Origin of the sequence: Leisingera aquaemixtae, assembly GCF_019801145.1 — a bacterium.
Taxonomy (GTDB): Bacteria; Pseudomonadota; Alphaproteobacteria; order Rhodobacterales; family Rhodobacteraceae; genus Leisingera; species Leisingera aquaemixtae_A.
On the sequence record NZ_JAHVJQ010000003.1, the window covers coordinates 357,921 to 373,422 of the forward strand.

The 15,502-nt window shown below is 66.9% G+C and carries 16 protein-coding genes; 11 read left to right on the forward strand and 5 right to left on the reverse strand.

Annotated elements, in window-relative coordinates; translation table 11 throughout:
* The first annotated feature begins 14 nt into the window (after positions 1 to 14).
* The 6 genes from rpiA to KUW17_RS09165 all read left to right on the forward strand — a co-directional run bounded on the left by rpiA (position 15) and on the right by KUW17_RS09165 (position 6,405).
* A complete protein-coding gene (gene rpiA, locus KUW17_RS09140; protein WP_222478236.1) occupies positions 15 to 803 on the forward strand; it encodes a ribose-5-phosphate isomerase RpiA in 789 nt (262 codons plus the stop codon).
* A gap of 219 nt (positions 804 to 1,022) precedes the next feature.
* Entirely contained in the window at positions 1,023 to 2,378 is a 1,356-nt protein-coding gene (gene gor, locus KUW17_RS09145; RefSeq protein WP_222478238.1) for a glutathione-disulfide reductase, read from the forward strand.
* Between the two features lie 81 nt (positions 2,379 to 2,459).
* Positions 2,460 to 3,599, forward strand: a complete 1,140-nt coding sequence (gene hflK, locus KUW17_RS09150; protein WP_222478240.1) for an FtsH protease activity modulator HflK — start codon at positions 2,460 to 2,462, stop codon at positions 3,597 to 3,599.
* Positions 3,599 to 4,480 (forward strand): protease modulator HflC, encoded by an 882-nt coding sequence (gene hflC, locus KUW17_RS09155; protein ID WP_222478242.1) that lies wholly within the window; start codon positions 3,599 to 3,601, stop codon positions 4,478 to 4,480. The genes hflK and hflC overlap by 1 nt, the downstream gene beginning before the upstream one ends.
* Complete coding sequence (locus KUW17_RS09160; RefSeq protein WP_222478244.1) at positions 4,480 to 4,674, forward strand: DUF2065 family protein; 195 nt, start codon at positions 4,480 to 4,482, stop codon at positions 4,672 to 4,674. Before hflC ends, KUW17_RS09160 begins: the two co-directional genes overlap by 1 nt.
* A gap of 243 nt (positions 4,675 to 4,917) precedes the next feature.
* Entirely contained in the window at positions 4,918 to 6,405 is a 1,488-nt protein-coding gene (locus KUW17_RS09165; protein ID WP_222478246.1) for a Do family serine endopeptidase, read from the forward strand.
* 303 nt (positions 6,406 to 6,708) lie between these two features.
* Here KUW17_RS09165 and KUW17_RS09170 read toward each other — a convergent pair whose 3' ends face one another.
* The 3 genes from KUW17_RS09170 to KUW17_RS09180 all read right to left on the reverse strand — a co-directional run bounded on the left by KUW17_RS09170 (position 6,709) and on the right by KUW17_RS09180 (position 8,504).
* On the reverse strand, positions 6,709 to 7,377 hold the full coding sequence (locus KUW17_RS09170) for a Crp/Fnr family transcriptional regulator (RefSeq protein WP_222478247.1): 669 nt from the start codon (positions 7,375 to 7,377) through the stop codon (positions 6,709 to 6,711).
* An 89-nt stretch (positions 7,378 to 7,466) separates the two neighbouring features.
* The gene (locus KUW17_RS09175; RefSeq protein WP_222478249.1) at positions 7,467 to 7,997 is read right to left on the reverse strand and encodes a peptidoglycan-binding domain-containing protein; all 531 of its coding nucleotides are present in this window, start codon (positions 7,995 to 7,997) and stop codon (positions 7,467 to 7,469) included.
* Positions 7,998 to 8,069: 72 nt separating this feature from the next.
* Complete coding sequence (locus tag KUW17_RS09180; protein ID WP_222478251.1) at positions 8,070 to 8,504, reverse strand: OB-fold nucleic acid binding domain-containing protein; 435 nt, start codon at positions 8,502 to 8,504, stop codon at positions 8,070 to 8,072.
* 165 nt (positions 8,505 to 8,669) lie between these two features.
* On the opposite strand from KUW17_RS09180, the gene KUW17_RS09185 reads away from it, so the two are divergent.
* On the forward strand, positions 8,670 to 8,993 hold the full coding sequence (locus KUW17_RS09185) for a 2Fe-2S iron-sulfur cluster-binding protein (RefSeq protein WP_058285880.1): 324 nt from the start codon (positions 8,670 to 8,672) through the stop codon (positions 8,991 to 8,993).
* A gap of 32 nt (positions 8,994 to 9,025) precedes the next feature.
* Positions 9,026 to 9,871, forward strand: a complete 846-nt coding sequence (locus KUW17_RS09190) for an FG-GAP repeat domain-containing protein (RefSeq protein ID WP_226429204.1) — start codon at positions 9,026 to 9,028, stop codon at positions 9,869 to 9,871.
* A gap of 122 nt (positions 9,872 to 9,993) precedes the next feature.
* Here the strand turns inward: KUW17_RS09190 and purD are convergent, their stop codons facing one another.
* Complete coding sequence (purD, locus tag KUW17_RS09195; RefSeq protein WP_222478255.1) at positions 9,994 to 11,259, reverse strand: phosphoribosylamine--glycine ligase; 1,266 nt, start codon at positions 11,257 to 11,259, stop codon at positions 9,994 to 9,996.
* Positions 11,260 to 11,395: 136 nt separating this feature from the next.
* On the opposite strand from purD, the gene xseA reads away from it, so the two are divergent.
* Positions 11,396 to 12,904 carry an exodeoxyribonuclease VII large subunit gene (xseA, locus tag KUW17_RS09200; protein ID WP_222478257.1) on the forward strand — a complete coding sequence of 503 codons (1,509 nt, stop codon included), beginning with the start codon at positions 11,396 to 11,398 and terminating at the stop codon, positions 12,902 to 12,904.
* A 19-nt stretch (positions 12,905 to 12,923) separates the two neighbouring features.
* Here the strand turns inward: xseA and KUW17_RS09205 are convergent, their stop codons facing one another.
* Positions 12,924 to 13,319, reverse strand: coding sequence for a hypothetical protein (locus KUW17_RS09205; protein WP_222478259.1), 396 nt, complete (start codon positions 13,317 to 13,319; stop codon positions 12,924 to 12,926).
* Between the two features lie 132 nt (positions 13,320 to 13,451).
* Here KUW17_RS09205 and KUW17_RS09210 point away from each other — a divergent pair, with 132 nt between their 5' ends.
* On the forward strand, positions 13,452 to 14,093 hold the full coding sequence (locus tag KUW17_RS09210; protein WP_222478261.1) for a lysoplasmalogenase: 642 nt from the start codon (positions 13,452 to 13,454) through the stop codon (positions 14,091 to 14,093).
* Between the two features lie 77 nt (positions 14,094 to 14,170).
* The gene (gene ftsY / locus KUW17_RS09215) at positions 14,171 to 15,379 is read left to right on the forward strand and encodes a signal recognition particle-docking protein FtsY (RefSeq protein WP_222478263.1); all 1,209 of its coding nucleotides are present in this window, start codon (positions 14,171 to 14,173) and stop codon (positions 15,377 to 15,379) included.
* The last annotated feature ends 123 nt before the right edge of the window (positions 15,380 to 15,502 follow it).

The following is a 15,502-nucleotide window of genomic DNA, read 5'->3' on the forward strand; positions in this document are numbered from 1 at the left end:
CATGGAGACCAGTGATGACCGGAGAGCTGTCCCCCATCGACAAGGCGAAGTTCGTCGCGGCCAAGCGGGCGGCGGAGATGGTCGAGGACGGGATGCGGGTGGGCCTGGGCACCGGCTCCACCGCGGCCTGGCTGGTGCGCTGCCTGGGCGAGATGGTGAGCCGCGAAGGGCTGCGGATCACCGCGGTGCCGACCTCCAGCCGCACCGCGGCGCTGGCGCGGGACGTAGGCATCGACGTGGTGTCGCTGGATGAGGCCAAATGGCTGGACATGACCATCGACGGCGCTGACGAGTTCGACCCGGATCTGAACCTGATCAAGGGCGGCGGCGGCGCGCATCTGCAGGAGAAGATCGTCGCCACGGCCTCGGACCAGATGGTGGTGATTGCCGACGCCAGCAAGATGGTGGAGACGCTGGGCGCCTTCCCGCTGCCGGTGGAAGTGCTGCCGTTCGGCTGGCAGAGCAGCCAGGCGCTGATCGAGGAGACGCTGGTGTCGATGGATGTGATGGGCCGCACCTCGACCCTGCGGATGAACGGCGAGGTGCCGTTTGTGAGCGACGAGGGGAACTATATCCTCGACCTGCATCTGAAGCGGATCGGCAATGCCCGCCAGCTGGCGCTGGTGCTGAACCAGATTCCGGGCGTGATCGAGAACGGGCTGTTCATCGACATCTGCGACACCGTGGTGATCGGATACGGCGACGGGCGGGTCGAGGTGCGCGACATCAACGAGGGCACCGTCGAGAAGGACAAGCTGGATTTTGTCGAGAACGACAATCTGTTCACCGATCTGATGGATTGAGTTTCGCCCGGCCAACCCCCGCGGGGCGGGCGCTTGCAGCACCCGCGCTGAGGACCGGGCGCTGCCCTGCGCCTTGCAGGTGAGGCCTTTCGCCTCACAAGCCTGTGCAAATTCAATGCAAAAGGTTGAATGCGGCGCGGGAACGCCCACTTGGGCATATGGCGTTTGGTGGTCCGTTATGGGATACACCACCTCAAGAAATGCAAAGGGCGGAACTTCATGAGCTTTGATTACGATCTGTTTGTCATCGGCGGCGGCTCCGGCGGGGTGCGGGCGGCGCGGGTTGCGGCGCAGGAAGGCGCCAAGGTGGCGCTGGCCGAAGAGGACCGCTATGGCGGCACCTGCGTGATCCGCGGCTGCGTGCCGAAAAAGCTGATGGTGTTCGCCAGCGAATATTCCGCCATGGTCGAGGACGCCCGCGCCTATGGCTGGGACATCAAGCCCGGCGCCTTTGACTGGGATGCCTTCAAGGGCAAGCTGCACGGCGAGCTGGACCGGCTGGAAGGCATCTACCGCAACATCCTGAAGAACAACGGGGTCGAAAGCTTCGACAGCCGCGCCAAGCTGGCTGACGCCCATACGGTGGAGCTGGCCGACGGCACCCGCAAAACCGCCAAGCATATCCTGATTGCCACCGGCGGCTGGCCAGCGGTGCCGGAGTTCCCGGGCTCGGAGCTGGCGATCACCTCGAACGAGATGTTCCACCTGGACAAGCTGCCGGAGACGCTGCTGATCGTCGGCGGCGGCTATATCGCCAGCGAATTTGCCGGCATCATGAACGGGCTGGGCGTCAAGACCACGCAGTTCTACCGCGGCGCGCAGATCCTGCGCGGATTCGACGACGAGGCGCGCGGGCTGATCAGCGAGGAAATGTGCCAGGCGGGCATCGACGTGCATCTGGGCACCAACGTGCTGGAGATGCGCAAGGAAGGCGATAAGATCTGGGTGAAGTCCACCAACGGCCAGGAGCGGCTGTTCGACAAGGTGATGTATGCCACCGGCCGCACCCCCAATGCCGACAACCTCGGGCTGGAGGAGATCGGGGTGGAGCGCGGCCGCAAGGGCGAGATCATCGTGGATGAATACAGCCAGACCTCGGTGCCGTCGGTTTATGCGATCGGCGATGTGACCGACCGGGTGGCGCTGACGCCGGTGGCGATCCGCGAGGCGATGGCCTTTGTCGAGACCGTGTTCAAGGGCAACCCGACCAGCCCGGACCATGAGCTGATCCCGACCGCGATCTTCACCCAGCCGGAGATGGGCACCATCGGTCTCAGCGAGGAAGAGGCAAGCGAGCGGGAGCCGATCGAGGTCTATGCGACCTCCTTCAAGCCGATGCAGCAGGCGTTTGCGGGCCGGGCGCAGCGGGTGCTGATGAAGCTGATCGTTTCGAAGGCATCCCGCAAGGTGCTGGGCTGCCATATCGTCGCACCCGGTGCGGGCGAGATGATCCAGCTGGCCGGAATCGCCGTAAAAATGGGTGCAACCAAAGAAGATTTCGACCGCACGGTTGCGGTGCACCCGACAATGTCGGAAGAGTTGGTAACACTGAAAACTCCGGTGCGCTCGACCTGAGCGGGCAAACCGGCAAGAATAGAACACACATGCTGCCCTTTCTGAAGAGGGGAAGGGCGGCAGCAAACGGATAGGAGACAAATGGCGGGCAATAGCGGTGGCCCATGGGGGGGCGGTGGCTCCTCCGGCGGCGGAGGCGGCAACCGGGGCAACAACGGCGGCGGGCGCAAGCCCGAGGATCCCCAGATCCCCGAAATCGATGAGCTGGTGAAAAAAGGCCAGGAGCAGCTGCGCGTGCTGATGGGCGGGCGCGGCGGCTCCGGCGGCGGCCGCGGCGGGCGCGGCGGGCCGGGCGGCGGCGCGCCGCTGTTCACCAAGGGCACCCTGGGGCTTGCGGCGATCGCCGGCGTGGTGCTGTGGGGCTTTGCCAGCATTTATACCGTCAAGCCGGAAGAGCAGTCGGTGGAACTGTTCCTTGGCGAATATTCCGACACCGGCCTGCCGGGCCTGAACTTTGCCCCTTGGCCGCTGGTCACCTATGAGGTGATTCCGGTCCGGGTCGAGCAGACCGAGAACATCGGCTCCGGCGCCCGGGGCTCTGACGCGGGGCTGATGCTGACCGGCGACGAGAACATCATCGACGTGGATTTCCAAGTGGTGTGGAACATCTCCGACCCGGCGCGGTTCCTGTTCAACCTGCGCGACCCGCGCTCGACCATCAACGCGGTATCGGAATCGGCGATGCGCGAGATCATCGCCCAATCCGAGCTGGCGCCGATCCTGAACCGCGACCGCGGAGCCATCACTGCCCGTCTGGAAGAGCTGATCCAGGACACCCTGGACAGCTACGACAGCGGCGTGAACATCGTCCGGGTGAACTTTGACGGCGCCGACCCGCCGGAGCCGGTGAAGGACGCCTTCCGCGAAGTGCAGTCCGCAGGCCAGGAACGCGACCGGCTGGAGAAGCAGGCTGATGCCTATGCCAACCGCAAGCTGGCGGGCGCCCGCGGCCAGGCGGCGCAGACGCTGGAAGAGGCCGAGGCCTACCGTGCGCAGGTTGTGAACGAGGCGCAGGGTGAGGCGAGCCGCTTCAGCGCGGTTCTGGCGGAATACCAGAAAGCGCCGGAAGTGACCCGCAAGCGCCTGTACCTTGAAACCATGGAAGAGGTTCTGAGCCGGGTCGACAAGATCATCCTGGATGACACTGCAGGCGGCGAAGGCCAGGGCGTCGTGCCCTATCTGCCGCTCAATGAACTGCGCAAATCGCAGGAGGGCAACTGATGCGGAAATCTACTCTTCTTCTGCCCGTCCTGGTGGTCGCGGCGATTGCTGTGCTGTCGGCGATCTTCATCGTGGACGAGCGTGAAAAGGCGCTGGTTCTTCGCTTTGGCCGGGTGGTGGACATCAAGGAAGCCCCGGGCCTGGCGTTCAAGCTGCCGGTTATCGACAATGTGGTGCGCTATGACGACCGCATCCTGAGCCTGGAAGTCGGCCCGCTGGAAGTCACCCCGCTGGATGACCGCCGCCTGATCGTGGACGCCTTTGCGCGCTACCGGATTGCCAATGTGGATACCTTCCGTCAGGCCGTCGGCGGCGGCGGCATTGGTGCCGCGGAACTGCGTTTGGACAAGATCATGCGGGCGCAGACCCGTGAGGTGCTGGGTTCCGTGAGCTCCAACGACATCCTGTCCTCGGACCGTTTTGCGCTGATGCTGCGGATCCGCAACGGCGCCATCACCCAGGCCCGCCAGCTGGGCCTTGAGGTGATCGACGTGCGGCTGAAACGCACCGACCTGCCGCAGGCCAACCTGGAAGCCACCTTTGCCCGGATGCGCGCCGAGCGCGAGCGGGAAGCGGCGGATGAGATCGCCCGCGGTGAAGAGGCGGCGCAGCGCGTCCGCGCCCAGGCCGACCGGACCGAGGTCGAGCTGGTGTCGGAAGCCGAGCGCGAAGCCGAGGTGATCCGCGGTGAGGCGGACGCCGAGCGCAACGCGATCTTTGCCTCCGCCTACGGCCGCGACGCCGAGTTCTTCGAGTTCTACCGCTCGCTGAACGCCTATGCCAATTCGCTCTTGGCGGGTAATTCCTCGCTGGTGCTGTCGCCGGACAACGAGTTCTTCAACTACCTGAAGTCCTCCGGCGGGCAGTCGGTGCGCCAGTAATGGGCTTTGTCCTGTTGGCCCTCGGGCTGGTATTGATTGCAGAGGGGCTGGTGTACGCACTGGCCCCTTCGCTTGTGGAGCGCCTGCTGGAGATGCTGCGGGTGCTGAGCGAGGAGCAGCGCCGCAATGCCGGGCTGGCGGCGCTGGCGCTGGGCCTCATTCTGGTCTGGCTGGCATTCCGCCTCGGGTTCTGAGGCTCGCGCCCGGCGCAGAAATTCAGCGAAACTTCACGCATTCCCTGCTAGGATGGCGCCAGCCGGGCGCAGGCCCGCAAAGCGGGGGCGAAAACCGGATCACAGCGGCTTTATTCCGTGCAACATTTGTTGCGGGACGGGGGAGAGTTCCTACATTGGGTCCGTAAGACTCTGTCCGGCACCCGGGGCGTTTGCGCCCGCATGGACAGGGGAGAAGAATTGAAAATGACAAGGAGTAGATCCGTGCAGCCACAGGCAATTGCAATTTCCAGCCGGGCAGGCGGCAGCGGCGCGATGGTGCGCTGGGTCTGGCTTGCGGTGCTGGCCACGGCGGTGCTGCTGATGCAGGCGGTGACCGCGATGGCGCGGCCCGAGAGCCTGGCGCCGCTGGCCGACAGGGTCAGCCCGGCGGTCGTCAACATCACCACCAGCACCGTTGTCGAGGGGCGCACCGGCCCGCAGGGCATCGTGCCGGAAGGCTCGCCGTTCGAGGATTTCTTCCGCGAGTTCCAGGACCGCAACGGCAATGGCACCCGTCCGCGCCGGTCGTCGGCGCTGGGCTCGGGCTTCGTGATTTCCGAGGACGGCTATATCGTCACCAACAACCACGTGATTGATGGCGCCGACGAGATCGAGATCGAGTTCTTCCCGGGCGAAGGCCAGCCCAAGGAACTGCTGCCGGCCAAGGTGATCGGCACCGATCCCAACACCGATATCGCGCTGTTGAAGGTGGAGGCGCCGGCGGCGCTGAAATACGTCAAGTTCGGCGATAGCGACACCGCCCGCGTCGGCGACTGGGTGGTGGCGATGGGCAACCCGCTGGGGCAGGGCTTCTCGCTGTCCGCGGGCATCGTGTCGGCGCGCAACCGCGAGCTTTCGGGCTCTTATGACGACTATATCCAGACCGATGCGGCGATCAACCGGGGCAACTCCGGCGGGCCGCTGTTCAACATGGACGGCGACGTGGTCGGCGTGAACACCGCAATTCTGTCGCCCAACGGCGGCTCCATTGGCATCGGCTTTTCGATGGCCTCCAACGTGGTGGTCAAGGTGGTCGAGCAGCTGAAGGAATTCGGCGAGACCCGCCGCGGCTGGCTGGGCGTCAAGATCCAGGACGTGGATTCCGACCTGGCCGAGGCGATGGGGCTGGAAAAGGCCCGCGGCGCGCTGGTCACCGACGTGCCGAACGGCCCGGCCAAAGAGGCCGGCATGCTGGCGGGCGACGTGATCGTCAGCTTTGACGGGGTCGACGTGAAGGACACCCGCGGCCTGGTGCGCCAGGTCGGCAACGCCGAGGTGGGCAAGACCGTGCGGGTCGTGGTCTACCGTGAAGGCAAGACCGAAACCCTGCGGGTCACCCTGGGCCGCCGCGAGGATGCCGAGCGCGGGCCGTCCCGGCAGGACGGTTCGGACGACGCTCCCGGCAGCACCGAGAAAGAGCTTCTGGGCCTGTCGGTGGGCGTGCTGACCGACCAGCTGCGCGCCGAGCTGAATGTGGCGGAAGGCACCGACGGCCTGGCGATCCTGTCCGTCGACGAGACCTCGGAAGCCTGGGAGAAGGGCCTGCGCGCCGGTGACGTGATCACCGAGGCGGGCCAGCAGAAGGTGGCTTCGATCAGCGATCTGGAGGCCCGCGTCAGCGAGGCCAAGGATGCCGGGCGCAAGTCGCTGCTGCTCTTGGTGCGCCGCGGCGGCGAGCCGCGCTTTGTGGCGCTGAACCTGTCGGAGTGATCCGGGGCGGAAGTTGCTTGAAATCAAGGGGAAGGCCGGGCAATGCCCGGCCTTTTGCGTTCTGCGGCCCAAGACTTTTCAGCAAACTTTTGCGCGCGGCTGCTGCGTCTGCGGTTTCGGGCAATGGGCGGAAAAAGGGCAAGAGCCATGCGCTGGCGGGCACATGGCTCTTGTTGGACAGGCAGCCATTGGGATGGAACGTTCATGGCCGTCTATGGGGCACTTATGGCGCAGGGCGGCAGCGGGTTCTGTGACCGGGATTACAGAGCGCGGATTTTGTTGCGGAATTTTCCGCCGCCGGGGTCAGATTGAATCCGGTTCGGCCAGAACGGCCAGTTCGCCGCGGTCGAGGATCTGCACGCCGCCGCGGCTGATGCCGACCAGCCCGCTGCGCTTCCAGGCGGCCAGGGTCTTGGACACCGCCTCGCGGGTGGCGCCGACAAATTCCGCCAGCTCCGCCTGCGACAGCGCAATGCGGCCGTCGCTGCCCTCGGGCGCCAGATACAGCAGCTTGCGCGCCAGCCGCACCGGCATCGGCAGGAACACCTGCTCATTGAGCTGAGTGTTCATCCAGCGCATCCGCTGGCCCGCCAGCCGCAGCAGGTCGGCAGCCAGGTCGGGGTGCTGGCGGATCTGCGCCAGCACGTCGCCGCTGCGCAGGCGAAGCACCCGGCTGGGCTCGGCGGCGATGGCGGTGGCGGTGCGCTCGCCGGGATCGAACAGGGTGATCTCGCCGAACACCGCGCCGGGACGCATCATGTCGAGCGACAGCTTGCGGCCGGAGGCGGAGAGCACCGAAAACTCCAGCGCGCCTTCGGCAATCGCATAGAGCGCGTCGCCCGGATCGCCCTGCTCGAACAGCACCTCGCCCTGGCGCAGGCGCACCTCGGTGGCCTGGCTCTCCAGCATCCGGCGCAGCGGGCCGGAGGCACCGGAGAGAAAGCCGGTGTCCGGCAGGCGGGTGGTCAGCATGGTGTTTGTCTCTTTTGCGTCTGTGGCCCGGTGCGCGGACCTTAGCAGAGGGTTTGGCGGCTGGGAACCGGGCAGCTGAACCACCTGGTTCAGCCGGCGACCGCGATCAGTCCCAGCCTGCGGGCGGAGGCCAACGTCAGGGTGCCGCTGTCCAGCCCCAGCGGCGCCTGGTAGCGCCGCACCGCGGCGCGGGTGGCGGCGTCCATCTGGCCGCTCACCGGGCCGCGGTAGAGCCCGCGCGCCGCCAGCGCCCGCTGCACGGTGCGGATGAAGTCCGGGGTCATCAGGGCGGGGCAGGGGATTTCGATCCACTGTTCCTGCCGCGGCTGCACGATCTGCTGGCGGGTCTCAGTCCGGAAGGTTGCGGGGCGGATCACCTGGCCGCCCTCGTCCAGCTGCGCCGGTTCGGCCAGCACCTGGCTGGTGACGGTCTCGATCACCGCGGGGGAGGTGTGCTTGCTCCAGCAGGTATCGGGGGCTGCGCCGGGCGGGGCGTAGCGGCCCTGGCGCGTGACTTCACTGCCGGGTTGCGGCTGGACGCAGGCCGCCAGCGCCGCCAGGGCTGCCAGCAGCAGGGCCGGCGCAAGGCGCCGGCGGGTCGGGAGAATGGGTGGCGTCATGCCCGGTTGCCTCTTGCCGGTGCCCGCTGTCTATGCCCCTGCCGGGGCCGGACGCCGTTGTTTGGCGGCAGCCTAGCCGAGTTCGGGGCCGTCCGCAAAGGCCGGATCGTCCTGGCGCCCCTGATCTGCCAGCAAGAGGTCGAGCATGGGCGAGATGTCCTCCACATCTTCGGCGATCACATGGGTGACGGAATGCGCCCGCTGCAGCCGCCCGGTGACCCGCAGCATCCGCCCGGAGATCACCGCGCGGCGGAACGCCTCGTAGATCTTGCGCCAGACGATCACGTTGACGATGCCGGTCTCGTCCTCGAGCGTGACGAAGATCACCCCCTTGGCGGTGCCGGGGCGCTGGCGCAGGATCACCAGCCCGGCGACGGTGATGCGGGCGTTTTCCGGCGGCTCCTGCAGCCGGGCGGCGGGCAGGCAGTGGGGCGGGTGCGGCCAGGGCTGCGGCTTGTGCCGGTCTGCTGTGCGGGGGGGCGTATAGGCCGGAGCGGCGGCTGGCATGAGGAAAACGGCCCTGTGGTTGAGAATATTTGAGTGCGAACAAATATAGAACATTTGCAGGGAAAGTCCAGCAGCGGCAGGGCGGCGTCGCAATTGGGGCTGGCACCGGCGCAGGCGCTTGGCTACACAGTCGCGCAAGTACCGGAAAAGGGAAGAGAGCTGACAATGGCAAAGATCACTTACATCGAGCACAACGGCACCGAACATGTTGTGGATGTGGCCAGCGGGCTGACCGTGATGGAAGGCGCGCGCGACAACAACATTCCGGGCATCGAGGCCGATTGCGGCGGTGCCTGCGCCTGTTCCACCTGCCACGTCTACATCGCGCCGGACTGGGTCGAGAAGCTGCCCGCCAAGGACGACATGGAAGAGGACATGCTGGATTTCGCTTATGAGCCCGATCCGGCCCGCTCGCGCCTGACCTGCCAGATCAAGGTGACCGACGATCTGGACGGCCTGGTGGTGCATATGCCCGAAAAGCAGATCTGATGATCAACGGGTCGGCAGCGCGGTGTCTGCGGATGCGCGCCCGGCCCGGTTCCGCCCGCCGCGCCTGGTGGGCGGTGTGCCTTTGGGCGGGGGTTCTGAGCGCGGCTGAGGCGTGCCGTTTGCCGCCCGGCGGTTCCGGAGCATCCAATGGCTCATACACCGTTGCATCCGGCTGTAAGGGAAGCCAGTTCGAGATCTGCCCGGGCCAGAACGTCTCTGCAGCGTGGTACAGCGGCGAAACCAGCCGCTACGCGCATGGCGTTCTTGGGGATGCCATCGAGTACACCCGGCTGACGGTTTACTCGAGCGCGGCGGGCGCAGATTCGTGCGGCACAAAATCGGTATCGCTGGACATCCGCCATGTGTTTGAGGACACCGCGCCCAGGCTCGTGGATCTGGACGGGGATCAAAGCGCTGAAATCATCACTGTCCGCAGCCATGCTGCGAAAGGCGCACAGCTCGCGATCTATACCGACCGGGGTGCTCCTGATCTCCAGCTTGTTGCCACAACACCCTACATCGGAAGGAAGAACCGCTGGCTTGCCCCCATCGGCGCCGCGGATCTGGATGGCGACGGGCACGTGGAAATCGCCTATATCGACCGGCCGCATCTGGCAAAGACCCTGCGCATCTGGCGGTTCCGGGACGGGGTGCTGCGCGAAGTGGCCAGCAAGCCCGGGCTGACCAATCACCGCATCGGCGAGGAATTCATCACCTCCGGCATCCGCGACTGCGGTGAGGGGCCGGAACTGGTGACCGCCAGCGGCGACTGGCACCGGATCATCATCTCCCGGCTGCAGGACGGAGAGATCGCCACCAAGGACATCGGCGCCTTCAAGCCCGGCACCGGGCTGACGGAGGCGCTGGCCTGCCGCTGAGCCTCAGGCTGCGGTGAGGCTGCGGCCCCGCGCCGCGCATTGCGCGGCGCCCGGCCCAACTGCGGGGCCCATCCGGGGATGGGCAGGCGCAGGCGGGAGCATCCGCCTGACTGGGGGGGCGGTTACTTCAACGCGCGCCAGCCGATGTCGCGGCGGAAGAAGCCCTGCGGCCAGTCGACGCCATCCACCATCGCATAGGCGCGGTCGCGGGCCTCCTGCAGAGTTTCGCCGCGGGCGGTCACGTTCAGCACCCGGCCGCCAACGGCCAGCACCTTGCCGTCCTGTTCCTGGGTGCCCGCATGGAACACCATGTTGCTGCTGTCCTCGGGCAGCGCGTCCAGCCCCTTGATCTCGGAGAACTTCTCGTAAGACCCGGGATAACCCTCTGCCGCCATCACCACGGTGATCGCATGGTCGTCGGCCCAGTTCACCTGCGCCTCCGCAAGGCGGCCCTCGGCGGCGGCGTGCATCAGGTCCAGCGCCTGGGCGCCGAGGCGCATCATCAGCACCTGGCATTCCGGGTCGCCGAAACGGACGTTGTATTCCACCAGCCGCGGCAAACCGTCCTTGATCATCAGGCCCGCATAGAGCACGCCCTGATACGGCATGCCGCGTTCCGCCATCACCCGCATGGTGGGCTTCACGATCTCTTCCATCGCTTTCGCCTCGACCTCAGCCGACAAGACCGGCGCAGGGGAGTAGGCGCCCATGCCGCCGGTGTTGAGGCCGGTGTCGCCTTCGCCGACGCGCTTGTGGTCCTGAGCGGAGCCGATCGCCAGCACGTCCTCGCCGTCGACCAGCACAAACAGGGAGGCCTCTTCGCCTTCCATGAATTCCTCGATCACCACTTCGGCGCCGGCCCCGCCGAAAACGCCGCCGAACATATCGTCGATGGCCGCCATCGCCTCGTCTTCAGTCATGGCGATGATCACGCCCTTGCCTGCGGCCAGCCCGTCGGCCTTGACCACGGTCGGGGTGCCGTGCTCGCGCACATGCGCCTTGGCGGCCTCGGCATCGGTGAAATGGCCGTAGCCTGCGGTGGGGGCGTTTGCTGCGTCGCAGATTTCCTTGGTGAAGCTTTTGGAGGCTTCCAGCCGGGCGGCTGCCTCGGAGGGGCCGAACACCAGCAATCCTGCCTCGCGCAGCCGGTCGGCAACGCCCGCGGCCAGCGGCGCCTCTGGGCCGACGATCACGAAGTCGATGGCGTTTTCCTCGGCAAAGGCGGCCACTGTGCCGCCGTCCTCGATGTCAAACGACGCGCAATCGGCGATCTGGGCGATGCCGGCATTGCCCGGCGCCACGATCAGCTTGTCGCATTTGGGGTTCTGCATCACTGCCCAGGCCAGTGCATGTTCACGCCCGCCGCTGCCGAGGATAAGGATGTTCATTGACGCATTCTCCGATCTGCCTGAGCCCTGTGGCTTCCCGGGTGGCCTCCCGGGGCTTGCCTTGCTTGCGGCGCGTTCTATGCTGCGCGCGACTTCAAAACAAGACCGGCCTAAAGCCGCAGGAGAGCAGCCCCCGATGTCCGACCTGTTTGACGACCCCGCCCCAGCTGACCGGCCCGGGCAGAACGCCCCCGAATTCACCGTTTCGGAGATTTCCGGCGAGGTGAAACGCACGCTGGAGGGCACATTCGGCAGGATCCGGGTGAGGGGCGAGGTGGGGCGGGTGTTCAAGGCGCGCTCCGGGCATCTCTACTACGACATCAAGGATGACCGCTCTGTGCTGGCCTGCACGACCTGGAAGGGGCAGATCAGCGGCTTGTCGGTGGTGCCGGAGGAAGGGCTGGAGGTGGTGGTGACCGGCCGCCTGACCGCCTTTGGCGCCCAGTCCAAGTACAACATGAACGTGGATGAGGTTGCGGTTGCGGGCCAGGGCGCGCTGATGGCGCTGCTGGAGAAACGCAAGAAGCAGCTGGAGGCGGAGGGCCTGTTTGCGCCGGAGCGCAAGAAGGCGCTGCCCTATCTGCCGCAGATCATCGGGGTGGTGACCTCGCCCTCCGGTGCGGTGATCCGGGACATCCTGCACCGGCTGCGCGACCGCTTCCCGCGCAAGGTGCTGGTCTGGCCGGTCGCGGTGCAGGGGCAGAACTGCGCGCCGGAGGTGGCCCGCGCCATCGAAGGCTTCAACCGCCTGACGCCGGGCGGCGCGCTGCCGCGGCCCGATCTGATCATCGTTGCCCGCGGCGGCGGCTCGATCGAGGATCTGTGGGGCTTCAACGAGGAGATCGTGGCCCGTGCCGCCGCCGCCTCGCAGATCCCGCTGATCTCTGCCGTCGGCCATGAGACGGATACCACGCTCATCGACTTTGTCTCCGACCGCCGGGCGCCAACCCCGACCGCGGCGGCGGAGCTGGCGGTGCCGGTGCGGCTGGAACTGATGGCGTGGAGTGAAAACCAGGGCGCGCGGCTGACCCGTGCTGCCGGGCAGGCGGTGCAATTGCGGCGCCAGCGGCTGAACGATCTGGCCCGGGCGCTGCCCAAGCCCGATACGCTCTTGGAAACCCCGCGCCAGCGGCTGGACCGGATTTCCGACCGGCTGCCTGGTGCGCTGATCAGCGGCGTGCAGCGGCGGCGGGTGCATCTGAGCGAGACCGCGGCGTCCTTGCGCCCGGCCACCCTGCGCCAGTTGGTTGAGGGGCGGCGCAACCGGCTGCAGAACCTGTCCTCGCGCCTCAGCCTGCGGCCGATCCAGCGGGAAATGGCGGTGCAGAAGGATGCGCTGGGGCGGCTGGCGCAGCGGCTGGATGCGGCGCAGGCCGCGCGCATCGACCGCCAGCGCCAGGCCCTGACCGCCACCGGGCGGCAGCTGGAGATCCTGAGCTACAAGGCGACCCTGGAGCGCGGCTATGCGGTGGTGCGGTCTGGAGATGAGATCCTGACCACCAGGGCCGCCGCCGCCAAGGCAGACGCCCTGCAGATCGAATTTGCAGATGGCACGCTGGATCTGGAGGGCGGGGCGGCACAGGCGCCGAAGAAGGAAGCGCCGAAACCTCCCGCAGAGGGCGGCGGCCAGGGCTCGCTGTTCTAGCGGGGCATCTGCTGCGGCCTCAGGCGCCGACCTCGGGGCCGTAGCACAGCATTTCCTCGCCGATATCCTCGGCCTCGTAGAGCTCCGTCGAGGCCGGGTCGTCCTCAAACCGCGCCGTCAGCCCGCGCGGTGTCAGCTCAAAGGTCCAGCACTGCGGATCGTCGCGGTTATCGTAGATGAAGCAGATCCGGCCTGCCTCCTCGTACCAGCTGCCTTCCTGGCATTTGCCATCGAGGAAGGACCAGATCACGCGGCGGTTGGGCAGGTAGCGTTCGACCCCGTACATGGCGCCGCCGAAGCCGTAGAACAGCGTGCGGCCCTGGGTGTAGCGGTCAAACTCGCCAGCGCTCAGCGGCTCACCTGCCGCCAGCGGGGCGGGCAGGGCTGCCAGCAGGAGAATCATCAATGTGCGCATGGCGCCATTGTGCCTCAGGACCGGGTCCGGGACCAAGCGTTGCGTGTTTCTGCCCAGGCTCCCGCTGGGTCACCTTTGACCACGCGCGGCCTGCGGGGACAGAGTGCGGGAAGAGAACAGGGGAGGCAGGCGATGACGGCGGAACTGATGCTTTGGGCTGGGGCCGGGGCTTGTGCGCTGATCTATCTGCTGATGGCTGCGCAGCCGCCGGGCCTGCTGCGCAGCGTGCTGAAAACGGCATCTGTGGCCTTGCTGGCGCTGGCAGCGCTGCTGCTGGGCGCACCCTGGTTGCTGGCCCTGGCGCTGGGCCTGTGCGCGCTGGGCGATCTGTTCCTGTCGCGCGACGGCGAGAGGGCGTTCATGGCAGGCGTTGGCGCCTTTGCCGCCGGGCATCTGGCCTATGCGGTGCTGTTCCTGACGCGCGGGGACAGCGATCCGGCGCGGCTGCTGCAGATGCCGGGAGTTGCCATTGCGGCGCTGTTACTGGTGTTGGGGCTGGGGATGGCGAAGATCCTGGCGCCGCGCGCCGGGGTGCTGAAAGGGCCGGTTCTGGCCTATATCCCGATCATTCTTGGTATGGGGGCGGCGGCGCTGACGCTGCCGTTTGGCTCGTGGGTCTTTGCCGCAGCCTGCGCCTTCATGCTGTCGGACATGGTGCTGGCGGCGGAAACTTTTGTGCTGCCGGAGGATCACGCGCTGCGCCGGATCACGCCTTATGCGGTCTGGCCGCTCTATTGGGGGGCACAAGCCGGGTTTCTGGCGGCATTTTCCTGATTTCTGCGGCGCCTAGCGCTTTGCACTCCGGCCCAATCCGCATTAGGTGGGGTGCAGACCCTTTTGCGGAGACCAAGATGGCGTTTTTCTCAAAGCTCAAGGAGCGGCTGTTCAAATCCTCCTCCAAGCTCGAGCAGGGGCTCGATGCGATTGTCGAGGAAGGCGCGGACAGCAACGCGGCGGAGGCCGTGGAGGCCCAGGTAGAGGCCCATGTCGAGGCACTGGCTGCGTCCCCGGCGGTGACGCCGGAGCAGCCTGCGCCGGCGCCGGTTCCGCGGGCCGAACCCGTTGCCGAGCCGGAGCCTGCACCCGAACCGGAGCCCGCGCCGGCGCCGCAGCCGGTGGCCGCACCCAAGCCCGCACCGGCACCGCAGCCTGCACCGGAGCCTGAGAAGAAATCGCCGGGCCTCCTGGGCCGCCTGATGGGCCGCACCGCGGCAGCGGAGCCGCGCCGGGCGCTGGATGACGACATGCTGGAGCAGCTGGAAGAGCTGCTGATCGCCGCCGACATGGGGGTGGACACCGCGCTGCGGGTGACCGCCAACCTGGCCGAGGGGCGGATGGGCAAGAAGGTTTCCAGCCGCGAGATCAAGGAACTGCTGGCGCAGGAAGTCGCGCGCATCATGGAACCGGTGGCGAAGCCCTTGCCGATCTATGCAAAGCGCCCGCAGGTGGTGCTGGTTGTGGGCGTGAACGGCTCCGGCAAGACCACCACCATCGGCAAGCTGGCCAGCCAGTTCAAGGGCGCTGGCAAGAAGGTGGTGATTGCCGCGGGCGACACCTTCCGCGCCGCCGCCGTCGAACAGCTGCAGGTCTGGGGCGACCGGGCCGGGGTGCCGGTGCTGACCGCGCCCGAGGGCTCCGACCCGGCCTCGCTGGCGTTTGACGCCATGACCAAGGCCCAGGAAGAGGGCGCTGACCTTCTGATGATCGACACCGCGGGACGGCTGCAGAACCGCGCCGACCTGATGGAGGAGCTGGCCAAGATCGTCCGCGTCATCCGCAAGAAGGACGAGACCGCGCCGCACAATACCCTCTTGGTGCTGGACGCCACCACCGGCCAGAACGCGCTGAGCCAGGTCGGCACCTTCCAGCAGCTGGCGGATGTTTCCGGGCTGGTGATGACCAAGCTCGACGGCACCGCCAAGGGCGGTGTGCTGGTGGCGCTGGCGGACAAGTTCGGCCTGCCGATCCACGCCATCGGTGTGGGCGAGCAGATTGACGATCTGGCGCCCTTTGACCCGGAAGAATTTGCGGCAGCCCTGACCGGTCTGGAGAAATCCTGATCCGTCCTTCATCTGGCTAGAAATATCCCCGGGGGGCAGCCATTGTAGGTGCCATTGGTTCAAGCCCAATGGCCGCGGGGCAGGCGGCCCCCGGCGCTCCCATCCCGCGCAAAGGCATTTGAT